General features: G+C 72.8%; 14 protein-coding genes. 7 read left to right on the top strand and 7 right to left on the bottom strand.

What is annotated here, in order from left to right; genetic code table 11:
• Positions 1-193: 193 nt before the first annotated feature.
• Complete coding sequence (locus ABH941_RS12730) at positions 194-1,054, top strand: hypothetical protein (RefSeq protein WP_370129027.1); 861 nt, start codon at positions 194-196, stop codon at positions 1,052-1,054.
• Here ABH941_RS12730 and ABH941_RS12725 read toward each other — a convergent pair.
• A complete protein-coding gene (locus ABH941_RS12725; protein WP_370129026.1) occupies positions 975-2,414 on the bottom strand; it encodes a DUF6350 family protein in 1,440 nt (479 codons plus the stop codon). The two genes, ABH941_RS12730 and ABH941_RS12725, sit on opposite strands and share 80 nt — an antisense overlap.
• A 77-nt stretch (positions 2,415-2,491) precedes the next feature.
• Between ABH941_RS12725 and ABH941_RS12720 the strand changes: the two genes are divergently transcribed.
• Positions 2,492-3,586 (top strand): RNA polymerase sigma factor, encoded by a 1,095-nt coding sequence (locus tag ABH941_RS12720; RefSeq protein WP_370129025.1) that lies wholly within the window; start codon positions 2,492-2,494, stop codon positions 3,584-3,586.
• Positions 3,587-3,652: 66 nt separating this feature from the next.
• On the opposite strand, the gene sucD is transcribed toward ABH941_RS12720, so the two are convergent.
• Both sucD and sucC read right to left on the bottom strand, forming a co-directional pair.
• Positions 3,653-4,537 carry a succinate--CoA ligase subunit alpha gene (sucD, locus tag ABH941_RS12715; RefSeq protein WP_134004087.1) on the bottom strand — a complete coding sequence of 295 codons (885 nt, stop codon included), beginning with the start codon at positions 4,535-4,537 and terminating at the stop codon, positions 3,653-3,655.
• Between the two features lie 20 nt (positions 4,538-4,557).
• A complete protein-coding gene (sucC, locus tag ABH941_RS12710; RefSeq protein ID WP_370129024.1) occupies positions 4,558-5,730 on the bottom strand; it encodes an ADP-forming succinate--CoA ligase subunit beta in 1,173 nt (390 codons plus the stop codon).
• 430 nt (positions 5,731-6,160) lie between these two features.
• On the opposite strand from sucC, the gene ABH941_RS12705 reads away from it, so the two are divergent.
• On the top strand, positions 6,161-6,691 hold the full coding sequence (locus ABH941_RS12705; RefSeq protein ID WP_370129023.1) for an ATP-binding protein: 531 nt from the start codon (positions 6,161-6,163) through the stop codon (positions 6,689-6,691).
• 21 nt (positions 6,692-6,712) lie between these two features.
• Here the strand turns inward: ABH941_RS12705 and ABH941_RS12700 are convergent, their stop codons facing one another.
• Genes ABH941_RS12700 through ABH941_RS12690 form a run of 3 tightly spaced genes read right to left on the bottom strand, consistent with a single transcriptional unit; the run spans position 6,713 to position 11,325 of the window.
• Positions 6,713-7,855 (bottom strand): VWA domain-containing protein, encoded by a 1,143-nt coding sequence (locus ABH941_RS12700; protein ID WP_370129022.1) that lies wholly within the window; start codon positions 7,853-7,855, stop codon positions 6,713-6,715.
• Positions 7,852-10,143 (bottom strand): DUF5682 family protein, encoded by a 2,292-nt coding sequence (locus ABH941_RS12695; protein ID WP_370129021.1) that lies wholly within the window; start codon positions 10,141-10,143, stop codon positions 7,852-7,854. The genes ABH941_RS12700 and ABH941_RS12695 overlap by 4 nt, the downstream gene beginning before the upstream one ends.
• A 36-nt stretch (positions 10,144-10,179) precedes the next feature.
• Positions 10,180-11,325, bottom strand: coding sequence for an AAA family ATPase (locus ABH941_RS12690; protein WP_370129020.1), 1,146 nt, complete (start codon positions 11,323-11,325; stop codon positions 10,180-10,182).
• Positions 11,326-11,454: 129 nt separating this feature from the next.
• Here ABH941_RS12690 and ABH941_RS12685 point away from each other — a divergent pair, with 129 nt between their 5' ends.
• Positions 11,455-12,858, top strand: coding sequence for an SWIM zinc finger family protein (locus ABH941_RS12685; protein ID WP_370129019.1), 1,404 nt, complete (start codon positions 11,455-11,457; stop codon positions 12,856-12,858).
• Positions 12,855-14,363, top strand: coding sequence for a DUF5691 domain-containing protein (locus tag ABH941_RS12680; RefSeq protein ID WP_370129018.1), 1,509 nt, complete (start codon positions 12,855-12,857; stop codon positions 14,361-14,363). The genes ABH941_RS12685 and ABH941_RS12680 overlap by 4 nt, the downstream gene beginning before the upstream one ends.
• A 101-nt stretch (positions 14,364-14,464) precedes the next feature.
• On the opposite strand, the gene ABH941_RS12675 is transcribed toward ABH941_RS12680, so the two are convergent.
• Complete coding sequence (locus tag ABH941_RS12675; RefSeq protein WP_370129063.1) at positions 14,465-14,878, bottom strand: cobalamin B12-binding domain-containing protein; 414 nt, start codon at positions 14,876-14,878, stop codon at positions 14,465-14,467.
• Positions 14,879-15,112: 234 nt separating this feature from the next.
• On the opposite strand from ABH941_RS12675, the gene ABH941_RS12670 reads away from it, so the two are divergent.
• Both ABH941_RS12670 and ABH941_RS12665 read left to right on the top strand, forming a co-directional pair.
• The gene (locus tag ABH941_RS12670) at positions 15,113-15,904 is read left to right on the top strand and encodes an esterase/lipase family protein (RefSeq protein WP_370129017.1); all 792 of its coding nucleotides are present in this window, start codon (positions 15,113-15,115) and stop codon (positions 15,902-15,904) included.
• A 146-nt stretch (positions 15,905-16,050) separates the two neighbouring features.
• A complete protein-coding gene (locus ABH941_RS12665) occupies positions 16,051-17,175 on the top strand; it encodes a M23 family metallopeptidase (RefSeq protein WP_370129016.1) in 1,125 nt (374 codons plus the stop codon).
• Positions 17,176-17,195: the final 20 nt, after the last annotated feature.

Here is a 17,195-nt window from a genome sequence, read left to right as displayed (position 1 = left end):
GCGCCGAGGGCCGACCAGGAACCCACAGGGGTCGCCGGTCGTCAGCAACGATACCGGGCCCTGACAGCGGCCTCGCACTCGTGGTCGACGATCATGGGGTGGGGACGCGCCAGAGCGGGGTACGTAGTGAGAGGGTGTCCTCACAAGAGGGACAGCGGGAAAGCAGCCCACAGGCAGGAGTACGGCGAAGACCATGGTCCAGAAATCGGACAGCGGCACACCCCCCGAGGGGCCCCGCGACCCCTTCGCCCCGCCGTCCAAGGACGCGCCGGACCGCCCCTGGCAGCCCCGTCGGCAGCAGCCCCCGCAGGACTCGCAGCATTCGGGTCATCCCCACCATGACCACGACGAGCGCGGCTGGGCGACCGAAACGCCGCCTGAGGAGCAGGGCGAGCAGCCCGAGGACGCCCCGCAGGACGGTCGGCCGCCGCGTCCCGTGGTGCCGCCGCCGCACCCCTGGAGCCCCGGCTACCAGGGCCAGCGGCCGCCGCGCCTGCCGTACAGCCCGGCCCCGCAGGCCCCCCGCTTCGACCCCAGCGACCCGGTCCAGCGACGGGCCCGCTACGCGCTGCTCAGCGGTATGTGGGGGATCTTCTTCCTGATCCTCGGCGTTCCCTACATCACCCTGCTGCTGGCGTCGCTGGCGCTGTACTGGGCGATCAGCGCGCTGCGCGGGACGGCCAAGACACCGACCTCGGCCCTGGACGGGACCGCGACCGCGACCGGTTCGGTCCCCGGTCCACCCCCGGCCCCAGCCCCGCCGGCACCCCCCGCGCCGGGCGCCCCGCCGGCACCGCCCGGGTACGGACTGCCCGCCTACCACCCCGGGTACGTCTCCCCGTACCAGACCCGGCCGCAGGTCCCCGCCGCGATGGGCGGTCTGATCGCCGCCATCGTGGGGCTGGCGATGGTCGCCGCCGTCTTCGGGGTGCAGCTGTACTACAAGAGCTTCTACGACTGCCAGAACAACGCCCTCACCAAGGCTGCCTACGCCAGCTGCGCCACCACGGTGACGCCGAAGCCTCCGCAGTGGCTGGTGCAGATCGGCGGCTGAGCAGCAGCCGTACCAGCAGCGCGCCGGGCACGCCGGCGGCCGCCCAGCACAGCGCGGCCAGGCCGGTCCACCAGGGGGAGGGCCCGACGGCCGCGAGCGCCCGGGTGCCGAGCGACCCGCCGGAGGCCGCCGCGCACAGCGCCGCCAGCGCTGCGGTGCCGATCGCCGCACCGAGGGCGACCCCGGCGGTCGCCATGGCGCGCCACCCGAGCCGCTCCGCCGCCCGGCCCACGCAGCCGGACACGACGGCGCCGACCACCACGGGGACGGTGAGTACCAGCAGCGTCACCAGCCCTCCCCCGGCCGTCGGTAGGGCTGTGAGCAGGGGAAATGCCGGGGGAGCCGACGGCACCGCGTCCGTGAGCGGGGCCAGCCGGCCGCCCAGCGCGAACCCGGGGCCCAGGGCGTAGGCGGCGGCCCAGACCGCGCCGTTCGGCAGCAGTGCGACGCAGAGCAGCAGCAGGGCCAACCGTCCGGCCAGATCGGGCGCGGTCTGGGCGGCGAGGGTGCCGGCGGCGCCGAAGTGCAGCAGCATGGAGGCTGCCAGCAGGGCCGCACCGCCGCCCAGCAGCGCCGCACCGCCGCCGAGGGCGGCCCGCAGGGCGACGGCCGGGCCGCCGGGCGCATGGAGCAGCCTCACGGCGCTCCAGCGGCTCGGGAGGGTGGCCCAGGTGGGCACACGGACCCAAGCCGGCAGCTGGGCCCGCGTGGGGAGGCGTAGCCAGGCCCCCGCACCGCGGTGGACGCCCAGGGCGGCGACGGGCAGGGCCAGCAGCGCCGTGCGGCCGAAGGCGTCGAGCGGGTCGGCCGCACGGAGGCCGCCGGGCGTGTCCGCCGCAGCCGCGACCACGATGACCAGGGTCACCAGGAGATAGCCGGCCACCACGCCCAGCAGCGCCGAACCGGGGTGGCCGGACTCGCGCTCCCCGGGCTCGTCCCCGGGCTCGTCCTCGATGCCCCCGAAGTCGTCGAAGCCGTCGAACTCGTCCCACTCGTCATCGACCGCGGCGACATCCGTCCGAGGTCCGCCCGTCCGCGCCGCGAACCGGTGGAGCGGCAGCAGCACCAGCGCCGTGACCAGAAGCGGGGGCACGGCCAGCGGCGCCCCGTCGGGGCGCAGCAGCTCGGCGCCCTGCGCGAGCAGCCACACACACGCGGCCAGATGCAGCGCCCCGCCCGGGCCGACCTGGACGTACGGGGTGACCACCCACAGCAGGAACAACGGGACCGCCAGCCCGGCGAAGCCCAGCCCAGCCGCTGCGGCACCCGCCAGGAGCCCGGCCCTGGCCGCCGCAGGGTTCGTCCCCGCGCCGATCTGCCGCACCGCGGCCGGGCGCAACCGCTCCATCAAGAAGGCCATGCCCCACCATGCTCCGGGCGCCACCCGTTTTGACCAACGACATGGCAGATATCGATGTTTCGCCGAAGAATTCCTATATGTCTCTAATCGGCTCTGCTGATGAACGGCGCTCGGCCGAATCCTTCGAGGCGCTCCACCGCGACAGCTACCAGCGGCTGACCCGGCAGACCTATCTGCTCGTCGGCCACCGGCACCGTGCGGCCCACTGCGTTCGGAGGGCCTTCCAGCTCGCCTGGAGCGCATGGGACGCGGTGTCCGCCGACCCCTCGCCCGAGGGGTGGATCCGCGCGGCCGCCTTCGACCTCGCTCTGTCCCCCTGGCACCGCAACCCGCTGCGCCATCCGGAGCACAGCGCCCGGCTGACCGAGGACGACCGCCGGCTGCTGACCGCGCTGCTGCACCTGCCCCGGGCCCAGCGCAGGGCCGTCGTGCTGCACGACGCCCTCGGGCTCGACTGGCAGCAGACCGCCGCCGAGATCGAGTCCAGCACCCCCGCCGCCTACGGCAGGGTGGTCCGGGCCAGGCTCGGACTGGCCCGAATGGCTCCCGAGGCCGCCGGCACGGACGGACGGCGGCGCGGCTTCGGCCGCGAGCTGGGCGTACTGCTGCGCGGCGCCGCCGTCCGCGGCTGCCCGCTGCCGCAGCTGCCCTCGCCCGGCCTGGTACGGCAGCGCTCCCGGCTGCACGAGCGCGGGGTGACCGCGGCAGCCGGGGTGCTGGCCCTGGGCATGGCCGGGGCGCTGGTCGCCGGCGCGGTGGTCGGAACGCCCTGGCATCCGCCGACGGTGCCGTTCGTCGCCTACCACCCGGCTAACCGGGTGGCGGCGGACTCGGTGCGGGCAGCGGATCCGGTGGCAGCGCAGAACCCGGTACCGGTCTCGGAGACGCTGCCGCTGCCGGCCACCGTCGCACTGCCGAATCTGGCGCTGTTCACCGCGCGCACGGCGCCGACCGGCCACCTCCCGGTGCGGCTGTTCTCCGCCCCGAGCTCGCGGCGCCGGACCTCGGTCCGTCCGATCTCCGCGGGCCTGCTGCTCCCGCCGGTGCCGACCGGCGCCATCGAGCCGGCACGCTCCAGGACGCACTCCGCTGCGCACCGCTCGATGCACCGTCCATCGCTGCCCGACGCGCTGTGCCGGCTGTTCGCACTGCCCTGCCACCGGCACCACTGACGGCCCGTCATTCGGACAGCAGAGCGCCCCGCACCGGATGATCCGGTACGGGGCGCTCCAGGCCGTCTACTTACTGATGAGCTCGCGGGCCAGGCGGGCGGTCTCGGACGGCGTCTTGCCGACCTTGACCCCGGCGGCCTCAAGGGCCTCCTTCTTCGCCTGCGCCGTGCCGGAGGAGCCCGAGACGATGGCGCCGGCGTGGCCCATGGTCTTGCCCTCGGGCGCGGTGAAGCCGGCCACGTAGCCGACGACCGGCTTGGTGATGTGCTCGGCGATGTAGGCCGCGGCACGCTCCTCGGCGTCGCCGCCGATCTCGCCGATCATCACGATCAGGTCGGTGTCGTCGTCGTCCTGGAAGGCCTGCAGCGCGTCGATGTGCGTGGTCCCGATGATCGGGTCGCCACCGATGCCGACGGCGGAGGAGAAGCCGATGTCCCGCAGCTCGTACATCATCTGGTAGGTCAGGGTGCCCGACTTGGACACCAGACCGATCCGGCCCGGCTTGGTGATGTCGCCGGGGATGATGCCCGCGTTGGACTGGCCGGGGGTGATCAGGCCGGGGCAGTTCGGGCCGATGATCCGGGTCTTGTTGCCCTTCTCGCCGGCGTAGGCCCAGAAGGACGCGGAGTCGTGCACCGCGATGCCCTCGGTGATCACGACGGCCAGCGGGATCTCGGCGTCGATGGCCTCGACCACGGCGGCCTTGGCGAAGGCCGGCGGCACGAAGATGACCGAGACGTCGGCGCCGGTCTTCTCGATCGCCTCGGCGACCGAGCCGAACACCGGAACCTCGGTGCCGTCGAAGTCGACGCTGGTGCCGGCCTTGCGCGGGTTGACACCGCCGACGATGTTGGTGCCGTCGGCGAGCATGAGGCGGGTGTGCTTCATGCCGGTGGCACCGGTCATCCCCTGGACGATGACCTTGCTTTCCTTGGTGAGGAAGATAGCCATGGTTGTGGAGTCCTCGTCCCTTACTTCGCAGCCAGCTCGGCGGCCTTGTCGGCCGCGTCGTCCATGGTGTCCACACGCTGCACCAGCGGGTGGTTGGCGTCAGACAGGATCTTGCGACCCAGCTCCGCGTTGTTGCCGTCCAGACGGACGACCAGGGGCTTGGTGACGGCCTCGCCGCTGGCGGCGAGCAGCTCCAGCGCCTGGACGATGCCGTTGGCGACCTCGTCGCAGGCGGTGATGCCACCGAAGACGTTGACGAACACGGACTTGACGTCCGGGTCGCCCAGAATGATGCCCAGGCCGTTCGCCATCACCTGGGCGGACGCGCCGCCGCCGATGTCGAGGAAGTTGGCGGGCTTGACGTTGCCGTACTTCTCACCCGCGTAGGCGACGACGTCCAGGGTGCTCATGACGAGACCCGCGCCGTTGCCGATGATGCCGACCTCGCCGTCGAGCTTGACGTAGTTGAGGTTCTTGGCCTTGGCCGCGGCCTCGAGGGGGTTGGCCGCGGCGTGGTCGACCAGCGCCTCGTGCTCGGGCTGGCGGAAGTCGGCGTTCTCGTCCAGGGAGACCTTGCCGTCAAGCGCGACGATCTTGCCGTCACCCGTCTTGACCAGCGGGTTGACCTCGACCAGCAGGGCGTCCTCGGCGATGAAGACCTTCCACAGGCTCTTCAGCACCTCGACGATCTGGTCGGCGACGTCGGCCGGGAACTTGGCCGCCTCGACGATCTCGCGGGCCTTGGCGTCGGTGACGCCCTCGTTGGCGTCGACCGCGATCTTGGCGAGCGCGTCGGGGTTCTCGACGGCCACGACCTCGATCTCCACGCCGCCCTCGACCGAGGCCATCGCCAGGAAGGTGCGGTTGGTGCGGTCGAGCAGGAACGAGACGTAGTACTCGTCCTTGATGTCGGCGGTCTGGGCGAGCATCACCTTGTGGACCGTGTGGCCCTTGATGTCCATGCCCAGGATCGCCTCGGCCTTGGCGACCGCGTCAGCCGGGTCGGAGGCCAGCTTCACGCCGCCGGCCTTTCCGCGGCCACCGACCTTGACCTGTGCCTTGACGACCGCGCGGCCGCCCCAACCCTCAGCGATCGCTCGCGCCTCTTCGGCGTTCTCGATGACTGCACCGCCCAGCACCGGTACACCGTGCTTGGCGAAGATGTCCCTCGCCTGGTATTCGAACAGGTCCACGCGCGTCCGTCCTTGTGATCGCGACTTCGGATGTGGTCGGTCACGGGAGGGCCGGCCACTCCTATCTTCCCAGCGTGCCGCCCGAAAGGTCGCCGCTGTGGCCGTCGCGGCGGTCGGTACGCGGAATCCCGGAGGGTTCTCGCGGCCGATGCCATTGCTACGGGGAGCACACGGCCTGGCGTCAGACGGGCAGGCATGTCCGTCTCGCAGGTTATCGCCGTCCGAGGTGCACAAATCGCCGCCGACCGGACTGTGACCGGTGATAACCGTCACAACGGGGGCGCACGACCCCACCACGCTCCCGCACACAGCACTCCTCCGGGGCGAATCCGTCGAAGTTCATTGCTTTTGCCTCCCGACTCCAGGAACGTGTTCTGGTAACGGTGCACGCACAGACCGTAGCGACGACCGTCCAAGAAGCGGATGCTCGATGCACAGCGCACGTCACCGCGTCCAGAACCCGGACGCGCCGCACGACGGGGCGACCGCCCCACTCGCCTCCCCTGCCCCCACCGCCCTCGCCGTCGAGATCCCCCAGCTCGGTACGGCTCGCAACACCTGGGAGATGGACCGCCAGGCGGCGGCCACCCTGCCCGGGACGCCTTCCTCGGTGGCCATGGCCCGCCGCTTCGTGCGGATCACCGCCGCGATGTGGCAGCTCCCCCTCGAGACCCTGACCGATGCCGAGCTCTGCATGTCCGAGCTGGTGTGCAACGCGGTCACCCACACCGGCAGCAGCCGGGTCCACTGCAGGCTCTGGAGCGCCCGGGGGGTGCTCTTCCTGGAGGTGGACGACGAGGACCACAGCGACCTCCCGGAGCTCGGTCCGGCCGACGCGGACGACGAGCACGGGCGCGGGATGCTGCTGATCGACAGTTTCGCCACGGCCTGGGGCGCGGTCCCGCGGCCCGGGACGGCGGGCAAGACCGTCTGGGCGGCGTTGGCCCTTTCGGGGGACTGAGGACTTCTCTTCCAGTCCTCTCTAGTCCTCGGGTACCGGCAGCGGGAGTTTCTGGATGGCGGCCGCCATCACGTCCGGGAAGAGATCCGGGGTGCAGGCGAACGCCGGGGCTCCGAGGGCGGCCAGCGCGGCGGCGTGCGAGCGGTCGTAGGCCGGAGCGCCGTCGTCGGAGAGCGCCAGCAGTGCGATGAACTGCACGCCGGAGGCCTTCATGGCGGCCACCCGCTTGAGCATCTCGTCCCGGATGCCGCCCTCGTAGAGATCGCTGATGAGCACCACGATGGTGTCGGCCGGACGGGTGATCTTCGACTGGCAGTAAGCCAGGGCCCGGTTGATGTCGGTGCCGCCGCCGAGCTGGACCCCGAAGAGCACGTCCACCGGGTCGGAGAGCTGCTCGGTGAGGTCGACCACCGAGGTGTCGAACACCACCAGCCGGGTGCTCAGCGAGGGCATCGACGCGAGGACCGCGCCGAAGACCGAGGAGTGGACCACCGAGGCGGCCATCGACCCGGACTGGTCGATGCAGAGGACGACCTCCTTCTTCACCGCGTTCCGGGCCCGGGCGTAGCCGATCAGCCGTTCGGGGACGACGGTGCCGTGGTCGCGTTCCTGAGTGGGCTCGATGTAGTTCTTGAGGTTGGCGCGGATGGTGCGGTCCCAGTCGATGTCCCGGTGCCGGGGCCGCTTCACCCGTGCGCTGCGGTCCAGGGCGCCGCCGAGCACCGATCGGGTACGGGTGGCGATCCGGCGCTCCAACTGCTCGACGACCTTGCGGACCACCGCGCGGGCGGTCTCCCGGGTGGTCTCCGGCAGCGCGCGGCCCAGCGAGATCAGCGTGCCCACCAGGTGGACGTCGGGCTCCACCGCCTCCAGCATCTCGGGCTCCATCAGCAGCTGGGCCAGGCCGAGGCGTTCGATGGCGTCCTGCTGCATCAGCTGCACCACGCTGGTGGGGAAGTACTCGCGGATGTCGCCGAGCCAGCGGGCCACCTGCGGGGCGGAGCCGCCGAGGCCCGCGGCGCGGTCGCCTGCGGCGTGGCCGTAGAGGGCGGAGAGGGCGCGGTCCATGGCGGCGTCACGCCCTGCCAGGCGAGCAGTTGAGGCGGCGTCGGCGTCGGTGCCCAGGGCCAGGCGCCACCTTCTGAGGCGTTCATCCGTGGTCATGATCGGACCTCCGTGAGTGCACGGTTGGCAGCGCAGTTCCCCGCGCCCCCAGGTGGTGCGTGGCTGGGGCCGAGGAGAAGTGCGGCTGTTGTGCGGGCTTGGGTGGCTCGTTCCAGGTCCAGTTCCTGGGCGAAGCCGGGGCGGTCGTTTGGCTGGGGGTCGGCGGTGCCGGTGCGGATGCGGTCGGCGATGGTGCGGCGGACGCCGGGTTCGAAGCCGGAGAAGGTGCGGCGGAGCAGGGGGAGGACGTCCGGGAAGGCGGCATCGGGGACCGAGGTGAGCCAGTCGTCGACCAGGCCGAGCAGGCGGGTGTCGTGGACCAGCAGCATCCCGCCGCCGGCCAGGAAGCCTTCGATCCAGCCTGCGGCCTCGGCCGGGGGCGTGGCGGGGCTGAGGGTGAGCCGCATCTGCCGGGCGGCCTCGGCGGCGTCCCACTGGTTGTCGTCCAGCAGCAGCCGGGCCGCCCGGCCGCGCAGCAGGCCGGCGATGGTGTCGCGTTCGGCGAGCGTGCGCAGCGTCGCCGACCAGCGCTGCTGCAGTTCCTCGGCGTCGGTCAGCAGGGCCACCGCCGCGTGGGTCGAGCCGAGGTGGCCCGCCATCGCCCCCGCGCCCTCGGCGTCCAGGCTGTTGCAGGCGGGGGGCAGGCCGATGCAGATCCGCACCGCGAGACCCTCGGCCAGCTCGCGCAGCGCGGCGGCGTCGGTGCCGCGGACGTCGCCGTAGCGCAGCGAGCGGACCAGGGCGGGCAGCGCCTCGGCGAGATGGGCCACGTCGGCGTCCAGGGCGGCCCGGTCGGCCAGCGCCTGCAGCACGGTCGGCAGCGCCTCCGGGAGGTCGGCCAGCAGGCACGCCTCGGCGAGTGCGGTGACCTCGCCCAGCGCTCCGGAGTGGGCGGCCAGGTCGCGGGCCCGGGCGGTGGCCGCGGACTCGACGGTGGTGCCCCAGATCCCCGCCTCGGCGACCTTGATGGCGAGTTCGGGCTCCCAGACCAGCCGCCAGCTCTCCCGGAACGTCCCGGTCGTGCCGGTGCGGGAGACCGCGGCACGGCCCCAGGGGATGTCGAGCAGGGTGAGCCGATGCAGCAGCCGGCTGCGGGCCGCGTCGGTGTCCTTGCGCAGATCGAGGTCGAGCTCGCGTTCGCCCGGTTCGGCCTTCAGCCGCAGGCTTCGCTGAAGCCGGGTCAGATCGCGCTGCAGTGGCACGGTCGGCGCCTCGTCGGGCACCTGGCCCATCCGGTCGCCGACGACCATCCGGTCCTGCACCAGCGCCAGCGGGACGTCCGATCCCTCGCACATCACCGCCCGTACCGCGTCGGTGCTCTCGACCAACCCGGGCAACGGGCGGCCGCGCATGGCGGCGAGGGTCTCGGCGAGCCGGACCGCCTCGATGACATGGGCGGAGGAGACGGAGTGGTCCTCGGCCCGCAGCAGCGCGGCGACCTTGGTCATCCAGCGGACCGTGCCGCGGTCGGTGGACTCGAAGAGGTGCTGGTACCAGCCGGGCGAGGCGATGCCGGCGCCGTAACCGGTGTGCTGGGAGAGCCTGCGGTGGGTCCAGGGCACCCAGGTCAGCTCGACCTTGGCCTTGGGCAGTCCCTTCAGCAGGGCGTCGTCGGCCGCGACCGGCGGTCTCGCCGCCAGCGCGGGAACGTGCCAGGCGCCGCAGACGACGGCGACGCGCCGGTGCCCGGCCCGCTGCGCGGCTCTGATCTGCCGTCGCATGAAGGCCTCCCGCCGGGCCTCGTGGCAGCCGGCCGGCTCCGAACCCGGGGGCCGCAGTTCGGCCATGGCCTCGGCGATGGTGCGGAACGGACCCAGCGCGTCCCCGTCGTCCTGCCGTCGGTGCTCGACCGCGTCGTCCCACCACTGCTCGGGGTCGTCATGCCCGGCCGCTCGGGCCAGTTCGCCGATCGGGTCGATCCCGGGGCCGTCCGACTCCTCCTCCTCGCGGTTCCGGACGAAGCTGTGCGCGGCGGGCAGGTCGATGAACCGCACCGGTACGCCGCGGTCCAGGGCGTGGCGCAGGGCGACCCATTCCGGCGAGAAGGCGGCGAAGGGCCAGAACGCTGCCTGGGCCGGGTTGTCCACCACATGCGCGAGCAGGGCCACCGGCGGGGCCATGTCCTGGTGCGCCGCCAGCGCCAGCAGGGCGTCCGCCTCGGGCGGCCCCTCGATCAGCACAGTGTCGGGCGCGTACTGCGCCAGCGCCGCCGCGACCGCGCGGGCCGACCCGGGTCCGTGGTGGCGTACGCCCAGCAGGGCCACGTCCTCGATCCGATGCTGCGTCACTCTGTCGCACCCCTTCTGCTGTCCCGATGATCGACGTCAGCGCTGTGCGGCCTCGCGGCAGCTGCGGTAGAAGTCCTTCCAGTCGTCGCGCTCGCGCACCACGCTCTCCAGGTACTCCTGCCAGACCAGGCGGTCCGCGGCCGGATCCCTGACGACGGCGCCGAGCAGCCCCGAGGCGACGTCGGCCGGCCGCAGCACGCCGTCGCCGAAATGCGCGGCGAGGGCGAGCCCGCTGGTGACGACCGAGATGGCCTCGGCCGTGGAGAGGCTGCCGGAAGGGGACTTGACCTTGGTACGGCCGTCGGCGGTGACGCCGTCCCGCAGCTCCCGGAAGACGGTGACCACCCGTCGGATCTCGGCCGACCCGCTCGGCACGGCGGGGAGGTCCAGCGAGCGGCCCAGCTCGCCGACCCGCCGGGAGACGATGTCCACCTCCTCCTCCAACGAGGCGGGCAGCGGCAGCACCACGGTGTTGAAACGACGGCGCAGCGCGCTGGAGAGCTCGTTGACGCCCCGGTCGCGGTCGTTGGCCGTGGCGATGAGGTTGAAGCCGCGGACCGCCTGCACCTCCTCCCCCAGTTCGGGTATCGGCAGGGTCTTCTCGGAGAGGATGGTGATCAGGCTGTCCTGCACGTCGGCGGGTATCCGGGTGAGCTCCTCGACCCGCGCGGTGCGGCCCTCGGCCATGGCCCGCATCACCGGGCTGGGCACCAGCGCGCCCCGGCTCGGCCCCTCGGCCAGCAGCCGCGCGTAGTTCCAGCCGTAGCGGATGGCCTCCTCGGGCGTGCCCGCGGTGCCCTGCACCAACAAGGTGGAGTCGCCGCTGACGGCGGCCGCCAGATGTTCGGACACCCAGGTCTTGGCTGTGCCCGGCACGCCCAGCAGCAGCAGCGCGCGATCGGTGGCGAGCGTGGTGACGGCCACCTCCACGATCCGGCGCGGGCCGACGTACTTGGGGGTGACGACCGTGCCGTCCGGCAGCGTGCCGCCGAGCAGGTAGGTGGCCACCGCCCAGGGCGACAGCTGCCAGCGCGCGGGGCGCGGCCGGTCGTCGGCCGCGGCGAGAGCGGCGAGTTCGGCGGCGTACACGGTCTCGGCGTGCGGGCGCAGGACCTCCTCGGCGGGGGTCTGGGCCGGTGTCTGTTCGGGAATCTCGGCAGCGGGCACAGCGGATACGGACATGCGGACTCCGTAGTGTCGTTGAGAAGGTGGGCCAAGCGCGGAAGCAGCGGGACGCCGGCTGCGGAACCCACTCTGCACCCACCCACTGACAATCCGGCATTGTCAGACCCTCCCTCTACCGTCGTCGTCATGGAGGATCGGTGGACACCCGAGTACGTTCTCTCGCTCGCCCCTGACGCAACGTCATACAAGGCCGCGGGCAAGCTCACCGCGCCCGCGCCCTGGTCGGCGGAGGGCTCGGACAGCACTGCTCTCCGGGCGGCGGTCTGGGGCGAGTGCAAGGGCAGCGGAAGCACTCCCTACCGGACGGTGGTGGACCTCTCCGGACCTGCCTTCCACTGCAGTTGCCCCAGCCGCAAGTTCCCCTGCAAACACGCCCTCGCGCTGCTGCTGCGCTGGTCGCAGGGGGCCGCCGGGCAGGTGGCGGACGCCTCGGAGGTACCGGGGTGGGCCGAGGCCTGGCTGACGGCCCGACAGCTGAAGTCGGAGAAGCAGCAGCAGGAGCGGGAGTCACCGGACGAGCCGGACGACACCGCCCGGGCCGCCGCCGAACGGCGGCTGGCCCGCCGTGCGGCGCGGGTCGCCGCGGGCGCGTCCGAGCTGGAGGCGAGGCTGGCCGACCGGATCCGCTCCGGTCTGGCCGACGCCCCCGGCCAGGGCTATGCCGCCTGGGGCGATGTCGCGGCCCGGATGGTCGACGCTCAGGCACCGGGACTCGCCTCCCGGGCAAGGGAACTGGGCGCGGTCCCGGGGTCGGGCGCCGGCTGGCCGGCCCGGCTGCTGGAGGAGTACGGGCTGCTGCACCTGCTCGCGGCCGGCTACCGGCAGGTGGACCTGCTGCCGGCGCCGCTGGCGGCCACGGTCCGCTCCCGGGTGGGTTTCACCGTGGACGCCGCCGAGCTGCTGCGCGGCCCGCTGCTGCGGGACCGGTGGCTGGTCCTCGGCAGCCGGGACAGCACCGACGACCGGCTGACCACCCGTCGGATCTGGCTGCGCGGTCTCAGCACCGGCCGGGACGCGCTGCTGCTCGCCTTCGGACGCCCCGGATCGGCCCCGGACCTCGCCCTCCCCACCGGCCTGCCGCTCGACGCCGAGCTGGCCTTCCATCCCGGCGCACGCCCGCTGCGCGCCACCCTGGGCACCCGCTACGCGGTTCCCGAGCCGCCGGGTACGAGTACGGCGACCGAGGTTCCGGAGGGACTGGACCTGACCGCGGCGCTGGACGCCTACGGCCGAGCGCTGAGCGACGACCCCTGGCTGGAGTCCTGGCCCGTGGTGCTGCGCCAGGTCGTCCCCGCGCCGACCGCCCTCGGCTGGGAGCTGGCCGAGCCGGCCAGCGAGCAGTCCATACCCGTGGACCGGCGCTCGGTCCCCGACTCCGGCCTGTGGCGCCTGCTGGCCGTGTCCGGGGGCCGTCCGCTGACGCTCTTCGGCGAGTGCGGCCACCGGGGCTTCACCCCGGTCACCGCCTGGTACCGGGACGGCGGGTCGATCCGTACCCTCGCAGTCGCCCAGTTCGGAGGCCGGCCATGACCACATCCACCGAGGTGACGAGCTGGTCCGAGCTGGTCACCACCGCCCTGCTCGGAACCGACCGCCGCCCGCTCCCGGGCACGGCGGACGCCGACCCGGCCACCGCGCTGCTCGACCAGGCCGCGCTGGACACCGTGGGCCGCCGCGCGGGCCTGCTCCCCGGACGGGCGGCACCAGCGACGTCACCCGCCCCGGCGGACCCCAGGCCCGCGCTGCCCGAGGCCGCGTCGCAGCGCCTGGTGATGCTGCTGCCCGCGCCCGGGAGCAGCAGCGGCTCGGGCAGCCTCGCCAATGTCAACGAACTCCTGCCGCAGTACCTCGCCGCCGCCAACAGCCACGGCTACCGGGTCCCCGCCGCCCTGGTGCCGCCGCTGCTGGACGCCGCCCGCGCCCGCAGCGAACTGCGCGGCGACGCGGTGGAGCTCGCCGGTCCGCTGGGCCGCTGGCTCGCCGACCGCAACCCGGACTGGCGGTATCTGCTGCGCACTCCGGTCCGCGGCGACGGAGACGGCGAGGACGACGGCCAACGGCTGTGGCAGGAGGGGCTGTTCGCCGAGCGGGTGACCCATCTCACCCGGCTCCGCCGCCGCGACCCCGCCGCGGCCCGAGAGCTGCTGACCGGCAGCTGGGCCACCGAGCGGGCCGAGGACCGGCTGCTGTTCCTGGACGCCCTCCAGGAGAACCTCTCCGCCGACGACGAGCCCTTCCTGGAGTCCGCGCTCAGCGACCGCTCCAAGAACGTCCGGCTGACCGCAGCCGAACTGCTCTCCACCCTCCCCGGCTCCGCGCTGGGTCGTCGGATGGCCGAACGCGCCCGCGCCGCGGTGCGGCTCACCGCCGACGGGGCTCGCATCACCGTGCACGCGCCGACCGGCTGCGACGCCGCCATGCAGCGGGACGGGATACCCGCGACCTCCCCCACCGGACGCTCCGAACGGGCGTTCTGGCTGGGCGAGATCGTCGCGGCGACGCCACTGGGCATCTGGTGCGAGGACGTGGGCGCCCCGGCGGAGGTGCTCGCGCTGCCCGTCTCCGAGGAGTGGGCCACGGACCTGCACGACGCCTGGGCGCGGGCGGCGGTCCGCCAGAACGACGCCGCCTGGGCCCGCGCCCTGCTGACCGGCATCGGCCCGGGGCCCGGCACGGCGGCCAAGCTCCTGGCGGTACTGCCGCCGGAGGAACGGGCGCGCTGGACGGCGGACTTCCTGGCCGGGTCGCCGGGGTTGGGCGACGTGTTCCAACTCCTGGTCGCCTGTCCGGCCCCCTGGCCGCAACCGCTGGCCGACGCCGTGATCCAGGCCCTGACCCGGGTCGCCGCCGGCGGGGGCTACCCCTGGAGCCACAGCGGGGTGCTCGGCGTCGCCGAGCGAGCGCTGCCGCCCGAGGCGGCGGACCGGCTCGACGCCCTGGCGGCCGACGCGGACTCGGCCTGGTCCGAGATGTTCACCCGCCTCGCCGCAACCCTCCGCCTACGCGCCACCATGCTCTCCGAGCTCAGCCCATAAGGGGCGCGGGGAACTGCGCTGCCAGCCCACTACGGAGGTGCCTGGTTGGCAGCGCGCGTAGTTGACCCAGCAGAGCCCCGCGCCCCTAGGTTCGTGCATGGCTAAGCAGCTGCTGTTGACCGGAGGTTCGCGGTTACCCACGCCACGATCTCTGTGGTGGTGGCGCCAGGGGTGAAGATTCCGTTGATGCCGAGCTCCGCGAGGAGGGGGATGTCGTCGTCGGGGATGATGCCGCCGACGAAGACGGTGATGTCCTCCGCCTCCCGCTCCTTCAGCAGCGCGACCACGCGTCCGCAGAGGGTCATGTGCGCACCGGACAGGATCGACAGGCCGATGCCGTCGGCGTCCTCCTGGATCGCGGTGTCGACGATCTGTTCGGGCGTCTGGTGCAGGCCGGTGTAGACCACCTCCATGCCCGCGTCGCGCAGCGCGCGGGCGATCACCTTCGCGCCCCGGTCGTGGCCGTCCAGGCCCGGCTTGGCCACCACCACGCGGAGAGGTCCGGACACGCCCATCGTTGCCTCCTTGAGTTCGCTGCTGCTGCCTGCCATCGCATGTTAACGATCGTTCCCATCCGATGGGCGAACGCTACCCCCCGCACCACCCGGGTGCCGTTTCGCCGGCATGGGCGAGGGGAGAATCCCTGAGAACAGACGTTCACTGCGTATTGGGCCCGGAGCCGACCTGCCGACACCCCACCGTGTCATCCGCGTCACCCTCCGAAGGACCGCGACGGGGAGGCGGAGGCCATGGGCATCCCGTTCTGCCGTGCCTTGACGATCGCACGAGCCGCAGGCCAGGAGGCCTCCGCGCTGGCCGGCCATGTGCTGCTCTACCCCAGCGGGATGTCCCCCGAGCGCTGGCCGTTGCCCGCCCCCGACTGCGACCACAGCGCCGACGCCGCCCCGCACACCCCGGTCCTGCTGCTGCACGGGCTGTTCGACAACCGCGCCGTGTTCAGCCGGATGCGCCGCTCACTGAACTCCCACGGCTGGGAGCATGTGCACGCACTCAACTACAACCCGGTCACCGTCGACCTGCGCGAGGCCGCCGAGCTCTTCGGCAGGCATGTGCTGCACACTCGCGAGGTCTACGGCGGCGAACGGGTGGCCGTGATCGGCCACAGCCTCGGCGGCCTGATCGCGCGCTACTACGTGCAGCGCCTCGGCGGGGACGAGCATGTGCACACCGCGGTGACCCTGGCCACCCCGCACGAGGGCACCCTCAGCGCCCGCCTGATCCACCCGCTGCCGATATCCCGTCAGCTGCTGCCCGGCAGCAGCGTGTTCCGGGAGCTGAGCGCCCCCGCCCCTGGCTGCACCACCCGGTTCGTGGTGTTCCGCGGCGAGCACGACCCGCTGATCCTCCCCCAGCGCAGCGCCGCGCTCCGGCATCCGGACCTGTGGGCGGAGAACGTCCTGGTCCTGGGCTCCGGCCATGTCACCCTGCCGGTCCACCGAACCGTCATCACCCAGGTGCGGGAGGTGCTGACGGGGCCACAGCTGGGCACGATGGATGGACCGATACAACTCACTGCCTGACAATTCCCCCCATAAGTGGATTCCTTTCCCTGGAGATTGTGGCCGTCCCGTTACGCGGGATACAGTCACGCTCACTTTCCTTCGGCTCGTGGATTGGGACTCCCAGTGGTGGACGACGACGCTCCGCATCGTGCTGGGGGGCGCGCGTGACCGCCGACACCGGTTGGTACGACCACACGCAACTGCAGGAGCCGTACTACCCTCAGGCACCGCAACAGCAGTACTACTACGAGCAGCAGCAACCGCCGCAGTACTACTACACCCCCGCTCATGAGCCGTATCCACAGCAGTACTCCCAGCAGCACTACACCCAGCCGTACGAGCAGCAGTACGCACAGCCGTACGAGTACCAGCCGTACCAGGCGACCGCCACCATGACCGGTGTCCTCGACGAGCTGACCCCCCAGGACCTGGAGTACCTCCAGTACCAGGACCATGCGGTCGCCGAAGAGCCCTTCCGGTACCAGGAAGAGCCGGCGGACCTGCTGGCGGAGCCCGAGGACTACGACGAGCCCGAGGAGCCCGACGCCACCGCGTCGGAGGCGCGGCCCGGCGGCCGGGCGGCGGCACGCGCGGCGCAGAAGCGCACCACACGGCGCCGTTCCGCCGTCCTGACCATCGCCGTCCCCACCGTGGCCGTTCTCGGCATCGCCGGGGCCGCGGCGGCCACCCTCGCACCGCGCAGCGGCGCCGGGAGCCACTCCGCCGCCACCGCCAGCGACGCCAACTCGACGCTGACCGCGGCCGACGAGAAGGCCCAGGCGCTCGCCTCGCAGGAGGCCAAGGCCTCGGCCGAGCAGGCCAGCCGGGACCAGGCCCGGCAGGCGCTCGCGCTCCGCACCGCGGCGGCCAAGAAGAAGGCCGCCGAGACTCCGACGGTCGTGCTGCCGATCACCCAGCACGTGGGGCTCAGCGCCCTCTTCGGGCAGGCCGGCACGCACTGGATGTCCCTGCACACCGGCATCGACTTCCCGGTCAGCACCGGGACCGACGTGCACGCGGTGACCGGCGGCACCGTCTCCACCAAGTGGAACTCGTACTACGGCAACATGCTGATACTGACGGCGCCCGACGGCACCCAGACCTGGTACTGCCACCTCAGCGCCTACAAGGTGCGCAGCGGAACGGTGAAGGCCGGCGACGTCATCGCCTACTCGGGCGACACCGGCAACTCCACCGGACCGCACCTGCACTTCGAGGTGCATCCCAACGGCGGCGCGGCCATAGACCCGCTGCCCTGGCTGCTGGCCCACGGCCTCGACCCGCGCTGACGCCGCCGACAGCCCGTCCC

The sequence above is a fragment of the Streptacidiphilus sp. EB103A genome (genome assembly GCF_041261405.1).
Lineage (GTDB): Bacteria > Actinomycetota > Actinomycetes > Streptomycetales > Streptomycetaceae > Streptacidiphilus.
This window is presented reverse-complemented; position numbering and strand designations above follow the sequence as displayed.

Bases quoted from the DNA above. Each gene is read 5' to 3' on its own strand.
- ABH941_RS12705 (WP_370129023.1), top strand. From the start codon at position 6,161: ATGCACAGCGCACGTCACCGCGTCCAGAACCCGGACGCGCCGCACGAC.
- ABH941_RS12685 (WP_370129019.1), top strand. From the start codon at position 11,455: ATGGAGGATCGGTGGACACCCGAGTACGTTCTCTCGCTCGCCCCTGAC.
- ABH941_RS12700 (WP_370129022.1), bottom strand. From the start codon at position 7,855: ATGACCACGGATGAACGCCTCAGAAGGTGGCGCCTGGCCCTGGGCACC.
- ABH941_RS12670 (WP_370129017.1), top strand. From the start codon at position 15,113: ATGGGCATCCCGTTCTGCCGTGCCTTGACGATCGCACGAGCCGCAGGC.
- ABH941_RS12675 (WP_370129063.1), bottom strand. From the start codon at position 14,878: ATGGGCGTGTCCGGACCTCTCCGCGTGGTGGTGGCCAAGCCGGGCCTG.
- sucD (WP_134004087.1), bottom strand. From the start codon at position 4,537: ATGGCTATCTTCCTCACCAAGGAAAGCAAGGTCATCGTCCAGGGGATG.
- ABH941_RS12690 (WP_370129020.1), bottom strand. From the start codon at position 11,325: ATGTCCGTATCCGCTGTGCCCGCTGCCGAGATTCCCGAACAGACACCG.
- ABH941_RS12725 (WP_370129026.1), bottom strand. From the start codon at position 2,414: ATGGCCTTCTTGATGGAGCGGTTGCGCCCGGCCGCGGTGCGGCAGATC.
- ABH941_RS12730 (WP_370129027.1), top strand. From the start codon at position 194: ATGGTCCAGAAATCGGACAGCGGCACACCCCCCGAGGGGCCCCGCGAC.
- ABH941_RS12720 (WP_370129025.1), top strand. From the start codon at position 2,492: ATGTCTCTAATCGGCTCTGCTGATGAACGGCGCTCGGCCGAATCCTTC.
- ABH941_RS12680 (WP_370129018.1), top strand. From the start codon at position 12,855: ATGACCACATCCACCGAGGTGACGAGCTGGTCCGAGCTGGTCACCACC.